We start from the raw sequence: 15,449 nt of genomic DNA, 5'->3' as shown, positions 1-15,449 counted from the left end.
CCGGCCTGCGGCCGCACTCATCCCGGCAAAAAACCTAGCAGGCGGCGGGGATTGCGGAATGCGGGCGTCAACCGCCCCGCTCACCCCTCAGGGGTCCAGGCCAGCTGCACCAGACGGCTGCCGCCGCGCCGCGCGGCGAAGATCGCCCGCCCGGGTGGCATCGGCCGCGGCCGGACGGAGGCCATCAGCTCGCCCTCGTTCGGGTCACCGGAGAGCACCAGGCCCTGCGCGGCCAGTTCCTTGGCGCGCTGCATGAAAGGCTCGTACATCGAACGTCCCGCGCCGCCGCTGCTGCGGGCGATGATGAAGCGCACCCCGACGTCGCGGGCGAAGGGCAGGCTGTCGGCGAGCTGCGCCATCGGGTTGCTGCCCGCCGCGACCAGCTCGTAGTCGTCGATCAGCACGAACAACTGCGGCCCGCTCCACCAGCTGCGGTCGCGCAGCTGGCGCGGGGTGACGTCGGGGCCCGGCGCCCGCCGCTCGACCAGCTTCTGCACCTCGGTCATGTGCGTCTCCATGGCCGCGGACGCGGCAATGTACTCCAGCACATGGCTCTCGGGGAGCGCGCCCAGCAACGTACGCCGGTAGTCGGCGACGACGAGCATGGCCTCCTGCGGGGTGTAGCGCTGGCTGAGCTGCCGGGCGATGTGCCGCAGCGCGGCCGTCTTGCCCGACTCGCTGTCGCCGAAGACGATCAGCACGGGGTCGGTCTCGAAGTTCACGAAGACCGGCGCGAGCGCCGTCTCGTCGATGCCGATCGCGACACCGCGCTCCGGGTAGCGAGAACCCTCCGGCAGCTGCTCGGCGGTGAGCATCGTCGGCAGCATCCTGATGCCGGGCGCGGGCGCCCCGCACCATGCCGAGTTGACCGCCTCCACCAGGCCGGCGCCGCCCTCGGTGAGGTCGGCCGACGACGAACTGCCGTCGATCCGCGGCAGACCCGCCATGAAATGCAGCTGCGCCGGAGTGATACCGCGGCCCGGCACCCCCGCCGGCACGTTCGCGGCGACCTTGCGGTTGATCTCGGAGTCCATGGTGTCGCCGAGCCGCAGTTCGAGGCGGTTCAGCAACTGGTCCTTGAGCGCGGCCCTGACCTCCATGTAACGCGACGCCGTGAGCACCACGTGCACACCGAAGCCCAGGCCCCGGGCGGCGATGTCGGCGACGACCGGCTCCAGGCGCTCGTTGTCCTGCTTGAAAGCCCCCCAGCCGTCGATCAGCAGGAAGACGTCGCCCCACTGCTCGTCGGGCAGTTCACCGGTCGCCCGCAGCCTGCGGTACGACGCCACCGTGTCGATGCCGCGGCTGCGGAAGACCTCCTCGCGGCGGGCCAGCACCCCCGCGACCTCGGCGACCGCACGGCGTACGCGGTCGGGTTCGAGGCGGCCCGCGACCCCGCCCACATGGGCCAGGCCGTCGACCGCGCGCAGGGCGCCGCCGCCGAAGTCCAGGCAGTAGAACTGCACCTCGTGCGGTGTGTGGGTCAGCGCGAAAGCCGCCACCAGAGTGCGCAGCATCGTCGACTTGCCGCTGCGCGGGCCGCCGACGATCAGGCCGTGTCCCGCCGCGCCGCTGAAGTCCAGCGCCAGCGGATCGCGGCGCTGCTCGAACGGCTTGTCCACGATGCCCAGCGGTACCGTGAGGCCGCCCAGCGGCATCCCGTTGCTCGCCTGCAGGCCGCGCTCCGCGGTCACCGCGAGCGGCATCAGCCGGTCCAGGCTGGGCGCCTCGTCCAGCGGCGGCAGCCACACCTGGTGCGCCTCGGGGCCGCGGCCTTCGAGCCGCCGCACCAGCACGTCGAGGACCGTGTCGGCCACGGCGTCGTCGCGCTGCGCCGCCACCGGCTGGACCGCGGGCGCGCTCATGGGCACCGGCGCCGCGGTGAAGGGCGCGGGCCTGCGGCCACCCTGCGCACCGCCGTCGGCCTCGGCCTCCCGGCCCCTGCGGTGCGGCCCCGAGACGTACGCGGCCTTGAAGCGCACCATCGTGTCGGTGCCGAACTTCAGATAGCCGGAACCCGGCACCGACGGCAGGTGGTAGGCGTCGGGGACGCCGAGCGCGGCCCGCGACTCGGAGGCGGAGAAGGTCCGCAGGCCGATGCGGTAGGACAGATACGTGTCCAGGCCGCGCAGCCTGCCCTCCTCGAGGCGCTGCGAGGCCAGCAGCAGGTGCACTCCCAGCGACCGGCCGATCCGGCCGATCTGGATGAACATGTCGATGAATTCCGGCTTGGCGGTCAGCAGTTCGCTGAATTCGTCGATGACCAGCACCAGCGAAGCGAGCGGCTCAAGTGCGGCGCCCGCGGTCCTGGCCCGCTCGTAGTCGTGGATGTTGGCGTAGTTGCCGGTGGACTTCAGCAGCTCCTGGCGCCGCTGCAGTTCACCGGTGATCGAGTCGCGCATGCGGTCGACCAGCGTCAGGTCGTCCGCCAGGTTGGTGATGACCGCGGACACGTGCGGCATCTCGCTCATGCCGGCGAAGGTCGCACCGCCCTTGAAGTCGGCGAGCACGAAGTTCAGCGACTCGGACGAGTGGGTGACGGCCAGGCCGAGCACCAGGGTGCGCAGCAGCTCGGACTTGCCGGACCCGGTGGCGCCGACGCACAGCCCGTGCGGGCCCATGCCCTCCTGCGCGGCCTCCTTCAGGTCGAGGTGGACCGGCTCGCCGTCCTCGCCCACCCCGATCGGGACCCGCAGCCGCTCGTGCTGGCTGCGCGGCACCCAGCCGCGCGCGACGTCGAAGGAGGAGGCCTCGCCGATGCCCATCAGGTCGGTGAAGTCCAGGTTGGACAGCAGCGGTTCGTCCTCGCCGCCGTCGGCCGGCCGCAGCGGCGCGAGCTGGCGGGCCAGCGACTCGGCTTCGATCGCGCTCAGCCGGTCCGGGGTGCCGCCGTAGGCGCCGCCGGCGGCCGACCGCAGCAGCATCTCGTCGGCCGTGCAGCGCAGCCACAGGTCGCCGCGCGGCTCGCCGTTCTCACCGGGTGCCATCTCCACGACGGTGACGCCCAGCAGGCCCTCACCGGAGGCGAGCACCGACGTCGGCGGGACGGTGCCGCCGTCGACGAAGACCACCACGTGCGGCTGGTCGAGCAGCGGAGTCGCGTCGCGCTGGAACCGCGGCCGGTCCTCCAGCCTGCCGCGCAGCAGCTCCTCCAGCTCGCCCACGTCGCCCACCACCAGCCGCCGGGTGCCCGCACCGTCCAGCTCGGCCGGCGACTGCGTGTGCGGCAGCCACTTGACCCACTCCCACTCGCGCAGCGCCGACGGCGAGGCGGCCACGCCGAGCGCCAGGTCAGCGGGCGAGTGCAGTGTCGACAACTGGGCGATCATCGCCCGCGCCTGGGCGTAGACCGCCTCGGGCTCGCCGGTCAGCGCGACATGCGAGAAGGCCCGCAGCGACACCGCGAGCGGCAGGCCCTCGACGGTGCCGTAGGCGGCGATGAAGCGCTGCATGGCATGCGCGGTGAGCGGTTCGAGCTGGTCGACGGGGGCGGTGTCGGGGGCGACAAGCGGGGTGGCCAGCTGCTGCGGGGCGAGTCCCACCCGCACCTGCCCGAAGTCGTCGTCACCCGGGCGGCGTTCCCAGACCCGCTTGCCCTCGGCGGCCAGCGCCCACAGCTGGTCGGGTGCGGGGTGGGTGTAGAGCTGGCTGCTGCGCTGCCGGTCGGCGATCCTGCGGGCCTTGCGGCGCTGCTGCGCGAGGTATTTGAGGTAGTCGCGGCGGCTGTCGGCCATGTGCCCGCTGGCGCCCTGCCGGGTCCGTACGACCTGCCCTATCGCCATGGCCACCATCGAGGTGATCATCAGGCCGCCCATGACCTTCATGATCGCCTGGGACCCCGGCATGAAGAAATACGCCGCGGAGCCGCCCATGGCGAGCATGGGGAGCAGCATCATCATCAGGCCCTGGTCCTGGCCGCGCTGCAGTTCGGGCGGTGACGCCAGTTCGAGTTCCTCCGACGGCATCTCGGGCGGGAATGCCCGCGCCGGCCGCTTGACGATGACCGAACTCACTGATGTGCTCGCCCCCCGGGACCATCGAACCGTTGTGACTGATATTTTGTCGCAGATACTACTTACAGCTATCGCCCACCGGCCAGGCGGGAGTTGGCTGATCGCGGAATTCCGCAGCCGAGGGGGCACAGCGCGGTGAGCACGATCTCAGCGACCGGATTCTGCCGCGTCACGGTCGTAGCACCGGACAGCAGGATCGACGTGGCACTTCCCGACGACCTTCCGGTCGCCGATCTGCGTCCGGACATCCTGCGCCTGTCGGGGCAGGTGCAGACCGAGGAGGAGCCGACCGGCTTCCACCTCGTCCGCCGTGACGGCAGTGTCCTCGACCCCGCCCTGTCGCTGTCCGCGCAGCGTGTCCTGGACGGCGAGCTGATCGCGCTGCGCGCCTTCGCCGAGTCGCTGCCGCCCGCCGTCCACGACGACGTGGCGGATGCCATCGCCACCGCCGTCGTACGCGACCGGCGCCGCTGGAACGACGACCTGATGCGGGTCGTCGGCCTGACCGGCGGCGCGGTGCTCCTGGTGATGATGGGCTTCGTCCTGTGGTGGGCGGAGCCGATCCGGCACGACATGCACTCGATGCCGGGCGTCGTCGCCGGTGTGCTCGGCACGGTCCTGGTCGCCTTCGCGGCCGTACGCGCCCGGATATACGGCGACCGCGCCGCCGCGATCGCGCTCGGCCTCGCCGCGCTGCCGCACCTGCTGATCGCCGGCTCCGGCATCGTCGCCCCCGACCACGGGCACGGACCGGGCCGGCTGCAGTTCATGGTCGGCTGTGCCACGGTCCTGCTGGCCTCCGCGGTCCTGGTCGCCGTGCTGCCCACCGGTGACGCGCCCTTCGTGGCGTCCGCCTTCCTGGCCGCCGCGGGCACCCTGGCCACCTACGGCGCCATCGCCACCGACGCCCCGCCGCGTGCCGTCGCCTCGGTCGCGGCCGTCACCGCCGTCGCCCTGGTCGGCTTCCTGCCCGGCTGGTCCGCGCGCTTCGCCCGGCTGCCGATCGGCTTCGGCTCGCCCGAGCCGTCCGCCGAGGTCATGGCGCGCTACGGCGACCGGCGCGAGCCCGAGCAGGCCATCGACTACGAGGCGGTCGCCGCACAGGCCCGCCGCGGCCACGAACTGCTGCTCGGCCTGGTCGGCGGCTGCTCGGCCACCGTCGTCGGCGCCGCCGCGGTGATGAGCTTCTCCGACTCCGCGCCCGCCCAGGTGCTCGCCCTGACCGCCGGGGTGGCGGCGCTGCTGCGCGCCAGGCTCTTCCGCTACACCTCCCAGGTCGCCAGCCTGGTGGTCGCCGGCATCCTCGCGGTGGCCCTGCTGATCCTCGGACTCGCGCTCAATCCCGACACCTCGCTGCTGATGGACCTGGCCAGGGGCGACCACGGGCCGCTCGACCTGCACACCCTGTGGCTGTCCGCGGCGATCGCGGCCGGCGCGGTGCTGCTCGTCGCGATAGGCCTGATCGTGCCCCGCAAGGGCGTGTCCCCGTTCTGGGGCCGCAGCCTGGACCTGGCCGAGGGCGCGGTCCTGCTGTCGCTGGTCCCGCTGTGCCTGGGCGTGCTCAAGGTCTACGGTTCGGTCCGCGGGCTGAGCAGCGACTGACCTGCGCGGGAGAGCCCGGCCGGGCGTGTCGGGCCGGGCGCGCGGCGGTGATGACCCGCCGGTAAGGAGCGCGTCAACCGGCTGGTACCCTGGGTGACGGTCACCTGTGTGTTCACGCCCGGTGACCGTACGCCGCACGAGTCACCTGAGATTTCCCCGCGATGCAGACCGGGGACGCTCGTCGGCCCACGACCCCATGAGGAGTCCGTATGTCGCTCGACGTCGAGACGAAGAAGCAGATCATCGCCGAGTTCGGCACCAAGGAGGGCGACACCGGCTCCCCCGAGGTCCAGGTCGCGCTCCTGTCGCGCCGGATCTCGGACCTGACCGAGCACCTCAAGACCCACAAGCACGACCACCACTCGCGTCGTGGTCTGCTGATCCTGGTCGGCCAGCGCCGTCGTCTGCTGCAGTACCTGGCCAAGAAGGACATCACGCGCTTCCGTGAGCTCCGCGAGCGCCTCGGCATCCGTGCCGGCGCGGCGGGCGTTCGCTAGGACGCGTGGAGGGGAGCGGTGCCCGCACGACGGGGCCGCTCCCTTTGCCGTATGCACCGAATTTCGCCAGCAGTACCGAAGCTGTACGCGCCCGGCTACGAAGCGCGCACACGACGTGCGAGATCCTTGCGTCGTCTGGTGCAATGGTGCTGTTGACAACGTATGAGGAGGAGCGTCCTCCTATCCGCCGCAGTCGCCGGTCCTCGGTAGTGGCCCCCGGGTGGTTCCGCCCCCGGAGGCTTCGATCGAAGACCGGCCCCCGGCAGGACGCCCCTCCACCGATGGCCCACGGGGACACGCCCCGCGGGCAAGGACGAGGAGAATCCCCATAGTGGAGAACGAGACCCACTACGCCGAAGCCGTGATCGACAACGGCACCTTCGGCACCCGCACCATCCGCTTCGAGACGGGCCGCCTGGCCCGCCAGGCCGCCGGGTCCGCCGTGGCCTACCTGGACGACGACACCATGGTGCTGTCGGCCACCAGCGCCTCCAAGCAGCCCAAGGAGCACTTCGACTTCTTCCCCCTCACGGTGGACGTCGAGGAGCGCATGTACGCGGCCGGCCGGATCCCCGGCTCCTTCTTCCGCCGCGAGGGCCGCCCCTCCGAGGACGCCATCCTCACCTGCCGGCTGATCGACCGCCCGCTGCGCCCGTCCTTCGTCAAGGGCCTGCGCAACGAGATCCAGGTCGTCTGCACGATCATGGCGCTCAACCCCGACCACCTCTACGACGTGGTCGCCATCAACGCCGCCTCCTGCTCCACGCAGCTGGCCGGCCTGCCCTTCTCCGGCCCGATCGGCGGCGTCCGCGTCGCGCTGATCCGCGGCCAGTGGGTGGCCTTCCCGACGCACACCGAGCTCGAAGAGGCAGTCTTCGACATGGTCGTCGCGGGCCGCGCCCTGGAGGACGGCGACGTCGCGATCATGATGGTCGAGGCCGAGGCCACCGCGAAGACCATCCAGCTGGTCGAGGGCGGCGCCGAGGCGCCGACCGAAGAGGTCGTCGCCGCCGGCCTGGATGCCGCCAAGCCGTTCATCAAGGTGCTCTGCAAGGCGCAGTCGGAGCTGGCCGCCAAGGCCGCCAAGCCCACCGCCGAGTTCCCGATCTTCCTGGACTACCAGGAGGACGTCTTCGAGGCACTGGAGTCCGCCGTCACCGGCGAGCTGGCCCAGGCGCTGACCATCGCGGGCAAGCAGGCCCGCGAGGCCGAGCTGGACCGGGTCAAGGCGCTCGCCGCCGACAAGCTGCTGCCGCAGTTCGAGGGTCGCGAGAAGGAGATTTCCGCGGCCTACCGCTCGCTGACCAAGAAGCTGGTCCGCCAGCGTGTCATCCGTGACAAGGTCCGCATCGACGGCCGTGGCGTCACCGACATCCGTACGCTGGCCGCCGAGGTCGAGGCGATCCCGCGGGTGCACGGCTCGGCCCTCTTCGAGCGCGGCGAGACGCAGATCCTCGGCGTCACCACGCTGAACATGCTGCGCATGGAGCAGCAGCTCGACACCCTGGCGCCCGAGACCCGCAAGCGCTACATGCACAACTACAACTTCCCGCCGTATTCGGTCGGCGAGACCGGCCGCGTGGGTTCGCCCAAGCGCCGCGAGATCGGCCACGGCGCACTCGCGGAGCGCGCCCTGATCCCGGTCCTGCCGACGCGCGAGGAATTCCCCTACGCGATCCGCCAGGTCTCCGAGGCGCTGGGCTCCAACGGCTCCACGTCGATGGGGTCGGTCTGCGCCTCCACCATGTCGCTGCTGAACGCCGGTGTGCCGCTCAAGGCCGCCGTCGCCGGTATCGCCATGGGCCTGATCTCGCAGGAGATCGAGGGCGAGACGCACTATGTCGCGCTCACCGACATCCTGGGCGCCGAGGACGCGTTCGGCGACATGGACTTCAAGGTCGCCGGCACGAAGAAGTTCGTGACCGCGCTTCAGCTGGACACCAAGCTGGACGGCATTCCGGCGTCCGTGCTGGCCGCGGCCCTCAAGCAGGCCCGCGACGCCCGGCTGCACATCCTCGACGTGATGATGGAGGCCATCGACTCCCCGGACGAGATGTCGCCGAACGCGCCGCGGATCATCAGCATCAAGATCCCGGTGGACAAGATCGGCGAGGTCATCGGCCCGAAGGGCAAGATGATCAACCAGATCCAGGAGGACACCGGCGCCGACATCTCCATCGAGGACGACGGCACGGTGCTGATCGGCGCCACCGAGGGCTCGCAGGCCGAGGCGGCGCGTGCGGTGATCAACCAGATCGCCAACCCGACCATGCCCGAGGTCGGCGAGCGTTACCTGGGCACGGTCGTGAAGACCACCACCTTCGGCGCCTTCGTGTCGCTGATGCCCGGCAAGGACGGCCTGCTGCACATCTCGCAGATCCGCAAGCTCGCCGGCGGCAAGCGCGTCGAGAACGTCGAGGACGTGCTCGGTGTCGGCGCCAAGGTGCAGGTCGAGATCGCCGAGATCGACCAGCGCGGCAAGCTCTCGCTCGTCCCCGTCATCGAGGGCGAGGACGGCGACGCCGAGGACGTGAAGGACGAGTCGGCCAAGTGACGACCCGCTCCACCGCCGCGACGGCCCGCCCCTCCACCAAGGGGCGGGCCGTCCGCACACGGACCCTGCTGCCCGGCACCGACGGCATCGGGACGGTACGCCGCAGCGTGCTGCCCGGCGGCCTGCGGGTCGTCACCGAGACCCTGCCGACGGTGCGCTCCGCCACCTTCGGCATCTGGGCGGCGGTCGGCTCCCGCGACGAGACCCCGGTGCTCAACGGCGCCACCCACTACCTGGAGCACCTGCTCTTCAAGGGCACCCAGCGGCGCAGCGCGCTCGACATCTCCGCCGCCGTCGACGCGGTCGGCGGCGAGATGAACGCGTTCACCGCCAAGGAGTACACCTGCTACTACGCCCGGGTGCTCGACACCGACCTGCCGCTGGCCATCGACGTGGTCTGCGACATGCTCACCGGGTCGCTGATCCGCCAGGAGGACATCGACGCCGAGCGCGGCGTCGTCCTCGAGGAGATCGCGATGACCGAGGACGACCCGGGCGACCAGGTGCACGACCTGTTCAGCACCGCCATGCTCGGCGACACCCCGCTGGGCCGCCCGGTCCTCGGCACCGTCGAGACCATCAACGCGCTCACCCGCGACCAGGTCGCCCGCTTCTACCGCAAGCACTACGACCCCACCCGCCTGGTGGTCGCCGCCGCGGGCAACATCGACCACGCGAGCGTCGTACGCCAGGTCCGCCGCGCCTTCGACCGGGCCGGCGCGCTGCGCGACCCCGACGCGCGGCCGCAGAAGCCCCGCGACGGGGCCCGCACGCTGCGCACCGCGGGCCGGGTCGAGGTGCTCGACCGGCGCACCGAGCAGGCCCATGTGGTCCTCGGCATGCCCGGCCTGTCCCGCACCGACGAGCGGCGCTGGGCGCTGGGCGTGCTCAACACCGCGCTCGGCGGCGGCATGAGCTCCCGGCTCTTCCAGGAGGTCAGGGAGAAGCGCGGGCTGGCCTATTCGGTGTATTCGTACACCTCCTCCTTCGCCGACTGCGGCCTCTTCGGTGTCTACGCCGGCTGCCAGCCGAGCCGGGTGCCCGAGGTGCTCAAGATCTGCCGGAACGAGCTGAACGAGGTCGCCGAGCACGGCCTGACCGACGAGGAATTGCGCCGCGCCATCGGCCAGCTGTCCGGGTCCACCGTCCTCGGCCTGGAGGACACCGGTGCGCTGATGAACCGGATCGGAAAGAGCGAGCTGTGCTGGGGCGACCAGCTGTCCGTCGACGACCTGCTGGCCAGGATCGCCGCCGTGACGCCCGACGAGGTGCGCGCGGTCGCCCGCGACGTGCTCGGGCAGCGCCCCTCGCTGGCCGTCATCGGCCCGCTCAAGCAGAAGCAGACCTCCCGCCTGCACGAAGCCGTCGCATAGCGCGGGCCGGGCGCCAGGCCGCAGGCAGCACACATCCCGTACGCACGACTCGGAGGACCCCGAACGATGAGCAAGCTCCGTGTGGCCGTCATCGGCGCCCAGGGCCGGATCGGCTCGGCGGCGGCCGCCGCCGTCGAGGCCGCGGACGACCTCGACCTGGTCGCGGCGATCGACCGTGACGACCCGCTGGAGGCGCTGACCGAGGCCGGCGCCCAGGTCGCGGTGGAATTGACCCACCCCGACGCGGTCATGGGCAACCTGGAATTCTGCGTCGGGCACGGCATCCACGCCGTGGTCGGCACCACCGGGTGGACCGCCGAGCGCCTCGACCGGCTGCGCGGCTGGCTGGTCGCCGCCCCCGGCACCGGCGTGCTCGTCGCCCCGAATTTCTCCATCGGCGCCGTCCTGACCATGCAGTTCGCCCGGCAGGCGGCCCGCTGGTTCGAGTCGGCGGAGGTCATCGAGCTGCACCACGACAACAAGGCGGACGCCCCCAGCGGCACCGCCACCCGCACCGCCCAGCTCATCGCGGCGGCCCGCGCCGAGGCGGGCCTCGCCCCGCAGCACGACCCGACGACCCACGGCCTGGAGGGCGCCCGCGGCGCGGACGTCGAGGGTGTGCCGGTGCACTCGGTACGGCTGCGCGGCCTGCTCGCGCACCAGGAGGTGCTGTTCGGCGGCACCGGCGAGACGCTCACCATCAGGCACGACTCGCTGCACCACAGCAGCTTCATGCCCGGCATCCTGCTCGCCGCCCGAACTGTCCCCGGTGTCCCCGGCCTCACCTACGGCCTGGAAAACTTCCTCGAAGGAACAGAACCCGGCCACCAAGAGGACTGACCGCATGCGCTCCAAAATCAGCTACGCCGGGTCCGCCGTCGCGCTGCTGTTCTACTTCGTCCTGGTCGGCGACCGCGGGGTGCTGCTGATCGCCGACGGCCGCCCGGTCACCGTGGCCTTCGGCATCGCGGTGCTGGTGCTGCCGCTCATCGGCGCCTGGTTCCTGTGGCACACCACGCAGTTCGCCCGGCACGCGGGGCGGCTCGGCCGCGAGCTGGAGGCCGAGGGCGGGCTGCCGGTCGACGAGCTGACCCGCACGCCCAGCGGCCGTATCGACCGCGACTCGGCCGACGCGGTCTTCGCCAAGCGGCAGGCGGAGACCGAGGCTGCGCCCGACGACTGGCGGAACTGGTTCCGGCTGGCCGTCGCCTACTTCGACGCCCGCGACACACCGAGGGCCCGCAAGGCGATGCAGCGCGCGATCGCCCTGCACGACGGCCGGCCCCAGCGGTAGGCCGCGGTCGGCGCCAGGGGGGCGGTCAGCGCAATTCCGCGGCCCAGCCCTCGATGGCGTCGGCGGCCATGTCGAAGGCGTCGACCCGGCCGAGGAAGTCCGCGTTGTGGTCGGTGAGCTGCGGGCGCAGCGGCGCGCCGCTCTTCCGGGTGATGATCAGCGCCTGCCCCTGGACGCTGCGCGGCAGCCCGAGCACCCGCACCGGCTGCTGCGCGGTGCGCACCGAGCCGACCTTGCGCCACGGCACGGTCACGGTGCCGAAGTAGCTCGTCTGCCGCAGCCCCTTGCCGCTCACCCACACGCCGACCCGCAGCAGCCGCAGCGTGGCCGCTATCACCAGCAGCGCCACCAGGAGGGACACCCCCGCGCCCTGCGTGTCGCCCGCGGCGGCCATGATCAGCGCGGCGAACATCAGGTACGACGCCAGCATCAGCGCCAGCGCGGCCGTGGCGACCCGCCACGGGCCCGGGCGGTACGGCCGCATCCAGCGGTCCTGCTCAAGGTGGGGGAGTGGGCGTCCGGCCGCCAGGTCGTCGGTCGCGGCGGGCGCGGAGCTGTAAGGCAGGGACACGCGGAGAATCCTCTTCCGGTTCCGGCGGGGCAGGTCGGAGCGGCTGCACTCCGGTGCGGTGAGGCTAGCCGTCCCAGTGGCCCCACGGCTACTTCGGGTCGGCCGTTCGGCTGCGGTCGGAGCGCTTAGGCTGGTCGCCGCAATGCCGCTTAGCAGGAAGGACCGCTCCGGTGCCGACCGACCTCCCCACCGGGACCCCCGCCGCCCCGCCGGCCCACGTCGAGTTCCGGGACGACGTCACCGTCGACCTCGTCAAGCACAGCGCGTCGGATTCCGACGTCCTGTGGGCGGCCCGGGTCTCCACGGCGGGCGAGCAGTCGCTCGAAGAGCTGACCAAGGACCCGGAGCGGTCCAAGGGCCTGGTCAACTACCTGATGCGGGACCGCCACGGCAGCCCCTTCGAGCACAATTCGATGACCTTCTTCATCAGCGCACCGATCTTCGTCTTCCGCGAGTTCATGCGCCACCGCGTCGGCTGGTCCTACAACGAGGAGTCCGGCCGCTACCGCGAGCTGCAGCCGGTCTTCTACGTACCCGGGCCCGACCGCAAGCTGGTGCAGCGCGGCCGCCCGGGGAAGTACGAGTTCGTGCACGGGACACCAGAACAGCACAAGCAGGCCGTCGCGGCCATGGAGGAGTCCTACGCGCGGTCGTATGCCGCGTATCAGGCGATGCTCGCCGACGGGGTCGCCCGCGAGGTGGCCAGGGCCACCCTGCCGGTCGGCCTGTTCTCGTCGATGTACGCCACCTGCAACGCCCGGTCGCTGATGCACTTCCTCGGCCTGCGCACCCAGCACGAGCTTGCCTCGGTGCCGTCCTTCCCGCAGCGCGAGATCGAGATGGTCGGCGAGCGGATGGAGGCGGCCTGGGCGGAACTGATGCCTCTCACCCATGCGGCGTTCAATGCCAACGGGCGTGTCGCCCCGTAGCGGGACGGGCAGGGCGCCCCACCGCAGCCGAATGTCCGAAGTGTTCGGATTGCAGGCATTCGCGAGGTTCATCTAGGCTGCAGAAACGGACCCCGGCGGTGCCTGAACCCCCGAGCAGACACCGCCGGAGTCCTTTGCGCAGGTCCCGCGGCTGCGTGCCCCCGTACACACCGAGTAGCGTGGGACCCATGGCTCCGACCTCCACCCCCGACGCCCCCTTCGGGCGGGTTCTGACCGCTATGGTCACGCCGTTCACCACGGACGGCGCACTCGACCTCGCCGGCGCCCAGCAGCTCGCCACCCACCTGGTGAACGCGGGCAACGACGGACTCGTCGTCAACGGCACCACCGGGGAGTCGCCCACCACGAGCGACACGGAGAAAGACCAGCTCGTACGGGCCGTGGTCGAGGCCGTCGGCGACCGCGCCTTCGTCATCGCCGGCGTCGGCACCAACGACACCAGGCACAGCGCCGAGCTGGCACGCCAGGCGGAGCGCAGCGGGGCCCACGGCCTGCTCACGGTCACGCCGTATTACAGCAAGCCGCCGCAGGAAGGCCTGATCCGGCACTTCACCGCGATCGCCGACGCCACCGGCCTGCCCGTCATGCTCTACGACATCCCCGGACGCAGCGGCGTCCCGCTGGAGACCGAGACCCTCGTCCGGCTGGCGGAACACCCCAGGATCGTCGCGAACAAGGATGCCAAGGGCGACCTCGGCGCCGCCGGCTGGGCAATGGGCCGCAGCGGCCTGGCCTGGTATTCCGGTGACGACATGCTCAACCTGCCGCTGCTGGCCATCGGCGCCACCGGCTTCGTCTCCGTCGTCGGCCACCTCGTCACCCCCGAGCTGCGTGCCCTGCTGGACGCGTACACCAGCGGTGACGTCGCCAAGGCGGCCGAGATCCACCAGCGGCTGCTCCCGGTCTACACCGGCATGTTCCGCGCCCAGGGCGTCATCACCACCAAGACCGCCCTCGCGCTGTGCGGACTGCCCGCGGGCCCGCTCCGGCTGCCGCTCACCGAGCTCGACGCGGACGCCACGGAACGCCTCAGGAAGGATCTCGCCGCAGGCGGGGTACACCTCTGATAACAGACTTCACAACTGAATAAGCACCACCGCTTGTATACGCACCGCCCGAATGACGGTGCGCCAACGAAAGAGTCACACACAGTTCCGCGCGCCACGGCCCAGGAAGGCCCCTCCGGCGTGCGTGTTAGGGAGAAACTTTTGAGCCATCCGCACCCTGAACTCGGCCCCCCGCGGACTCTCACCGAAGGCGGCCTGCGCATCACACCGCTCGGCGGTCTCGGTGAGATCGGCCGCAATATGACGGTCTTCGAATTCGGCGGCAAGCTGCTGATCGTGGACTGCGGCGTCCTCTTCCCCGAGGAGGAGCAGCCGGGCGTCGACCTGATCCTGCCCGACTTCAGCTCCATCCGGGACCGCCTCGACGATGTCGTCGGCGTCATCCTCACCCATGGCCACGAGGACCACATCGGCGCCGTCCCCTTCCTGCTCAGGGAAAAGGACGACATCCCGCTGATCGGCTCCAAGCTCACCCTCGCGCTGATCGAGGCCAAGCTCCAGGAGCACCGCATCCGGCCGTACGCCCTGGAGGTCAAGGAGGGCGACCGCGAGCGCATCGGCCCCTTCGACTGTGAATTCATCGCCGTCAACCACTCCATTCCCGACGCGCTCGCCGTCGCCGTCCGCACCCCGGCCGGCATGGTCGTCGTGACCGGCGACTTCAAGATGGACCAGCTCCCGCTGGACGGCCGGCTCACCGACCTGCCCACCTTCGCGCGACTCGGCGAGGAGGGCATCGACCTGCTGCTCGCCGACTCGACCAACGCCGAGGTGCCCGGCTTCGTCCCGCCGGAGCGCGACATCTCCCAGGTGCTGCGGCAGACCTTCGCCAAGGCCGAGAAGCGCATCATCGTCGCGAGCTTCGCCAGCCATGTGCACCGCATCCAGCAGGTGCTCGACGCCGCCCACGAGCGCGGCCGCAAGGTCGCCTTCGTCGGCCGCTCGATGGTCAGGAACATGGGCATCGCCCGCGACCTGGGCTACCTCAAGGTCCCCAGCGGCCTGGTCGTGGACATCAAGGTGCTCGACGACCTGCCGGACGAGAAGGTGGTGCTGGTCTGTACGGGCTCCCAGGGCGAGCCCATGGCCGCGCTGTCGCGCATGGCCAACCGCGACCACCAGATCCGCATCGTCGAGGGCGACACCGTCGTCCTCGCGTCCTCCCTGATCCCGGGCAACGAGAACGCGGTCTACCGCGTGATCAACGGCCTCACCAGGTGGGGCGCCAACGTCGTCCACAAGGGCAACGCCAAGGTCCACGTCTCGGGCCACGCCTCGGCCGGCGAGCTGCTGTACTTCTACAACATCTGCAAGCCGCGCAACCTGATGCCGATCCACGGCGAATGGCGGCACCTACGCGCCAACGCCGAACTGGGCCAACTCACCGGCATCCCCAAGGAGCGCACCGTCATCGCCGAGGACGGCGTCGCCGTCGACCTCGTCAACGGCGTGGCCAGAATCGCCGGCAAGGTCCAGGCCGGCTACGTGTACGTCGACGGCCTGTCGGTCGGCGACATCACGGAGTCGT

At 71.2% G+C, this 15,449-nt stretch carries 11 protein-coding genes (1 of these 11 running past the window's edge); 9 read left to right on the top strand and 2 right to left on the bottom strand.

Features of this window, described 5'->3' with window-relative positions; genetic code table 11:
- Window positions 1-80: 80 nt before the first annotated feature.
- Window positions 81-4,013: a type VII secretion protein EccCa gene (eccCa, locus tag OG900_11050; GenBank protein WUH90578.1), complete on the bottom strand. Its 3,933-nt coding sequence runs from the start codon at window positions 4,011-4,013 to the stop codon at window positions 81-83.
- Between the two features lie 135 nt (window positions 4,014-4,148).
- Here eccCa and eccD point away from each other — a divergent pair, with 135 nt between their 5' ends.
- The 6 genes from eccD to OG900_11020 all read left to right on the top strand — a co-directional run bounded on the left by eccD (window position 4,149) and on the right by OG900_11020 (window position 11,333).
- Window positions 4,149-5,615: a type VII secretion integral membrane protein EccD gene (gene eccD, locus OG900_11045; protein WUH90577.1), complete on the top strand. Its 1,467-nt coding sequence runs from the start codon at window positions 4,149-4,151 to the stop codon at window positions 5,613-5,615.
- Window positions 5,616-5,824: 209 nt separating this feature from the next.
- Window positions 5,825-6,112: a 30S ribosomal protein S15 gene (gene rpsO / locus OG900_11040; GenBank protein ID WUH90576.1), complete on the top strand. Its 288-nt coding sequence runs from the start codon at window positions 5,825-5,827 to the stop codon at window positions 6,110-6,112.
- Window positions 6,113-6,443: 331 nt separating this feature from the next.
- Window positions 6,444-8,666: a polyribonucleotide nucleotidyltransferase gene (locus tag OG900_11035; GenBank protein WUH90575.1), complete on the top strand. Its 2,223-nt coding sequence runs from the start codon at window positions 6,444-6,446 to the stop codon at window positions 8,664-8,666.
- Window positions 8,663-10,039 carry an insulinase family protein gene (locus OG900_11030; protein ID WUH90574.1) on the top strand — a complete coding sequence of 459 codons (1,377 nt, stop codon included), beginning with the start codon at window positions 8,663-8,665 and terminating at the stop codon, window positions 10,037-10,039. The genes OG900_11035 and OG900_11030 overlap by 4 nt, the downstream gene beginning before the upstream one ends.
- A 66-nt stretch (window positions 10,040-10,105) precedes the next feature.
- Window positions 10,106-10,879, top strand: coding sequence for a 4-hydroxy-tetrahydrodipicolinate reductase (dapB, locus tag OG900_11025; protein ID WUH90573.1), 774 nt, complete (start codon window positions 10,106-10,108; stop codon window positions 10,877-10,879).
- A 4-nt stretch (window positions 10,880-10,883) separates the two neighbouring features.
- Complete coding sequence (locus OG900_11020) at window positions 10,884-11,333, top strand: hypothetical protein (GenBank protein WUH90572.1); 450 nt, start codon at window positions 10,884-10,886, stop codon at window positions 11,331-11,333.
- 25 nt (window positions 11,334-11,358) lie between these two features.
- Here OG900_11020 and OG900_11015 read toward each other — a convergent pair whose 3' ends face one another.
- Window positions 11,359-11,904 (bottom strand): hypothetical protein, encoded by a 546-nt coding sequence (locus OG900_11015; protein ID WUH90571.1) that lies wholly within the window; start codon window positions 11,902-11,904, stop codon window positions 11,359-11,361.
- Between the two features lie 170 nt (window positions 11,905-12,074).
- Between OG900_11015 and thyX the strand changes: the two genes are divergently transcribed.
- From thyX to OG900_11000, 3 genes are all read left to right on the top strand, one after another.
- Complete coding sequence (gene thyX / locus OG900_11010; protein WUH90570.1) at window positions 12,075-12,833, top strand: FAD-dependent thymidylate synthase; 759 nt, start codon at window positions 12,075-12,077, stop codon at window positions 12,831-12,833.
- A 188-nt stretch (window positions 12,834-13,021) separates the two neighbouring features.
- A complete protein-coding gene (dapA, locus tag OG900_11005) occupies window positions 13,022-13,921 on the top strand; it encodes a 4-hydroxy-tetrahydrodipicolinate synthase (GenBank protein ID WUH90569.1) in 900 nt (299 codons plus the stop codon).
- Between the two features lie 141 nt (window positions 13,922-14,062).
- On the top strand, window positions 14,063-15,449 hold the 5' portion of the coding sequence (locus OG900_11000; protein WUH90568.1) for a ribonuclease J. The gene runs 299 nt beyond the window's last position; 1,387 of the gene's 1,686 nt are visible here — the first part of the coding sequence; it begins with the start codon at window positions 14,063-14,065; the stop codon falls past the right edge of the window.

The sequence above is a fragment of the Streptomyces sp. NBC_00433 genome (assembly GCA_036015235.1).
Classification (GTDB): Bacteria; Actinomycetota; Actinomycetes; order Streptomycetales; family Streptomycetaceae; genus Actinacidiphila.
The sequence above is the reverse complement of the archived record's forward strand: the minus strand, read 5'-3'. Positions and strand labels throughout refer to the sequence as shown.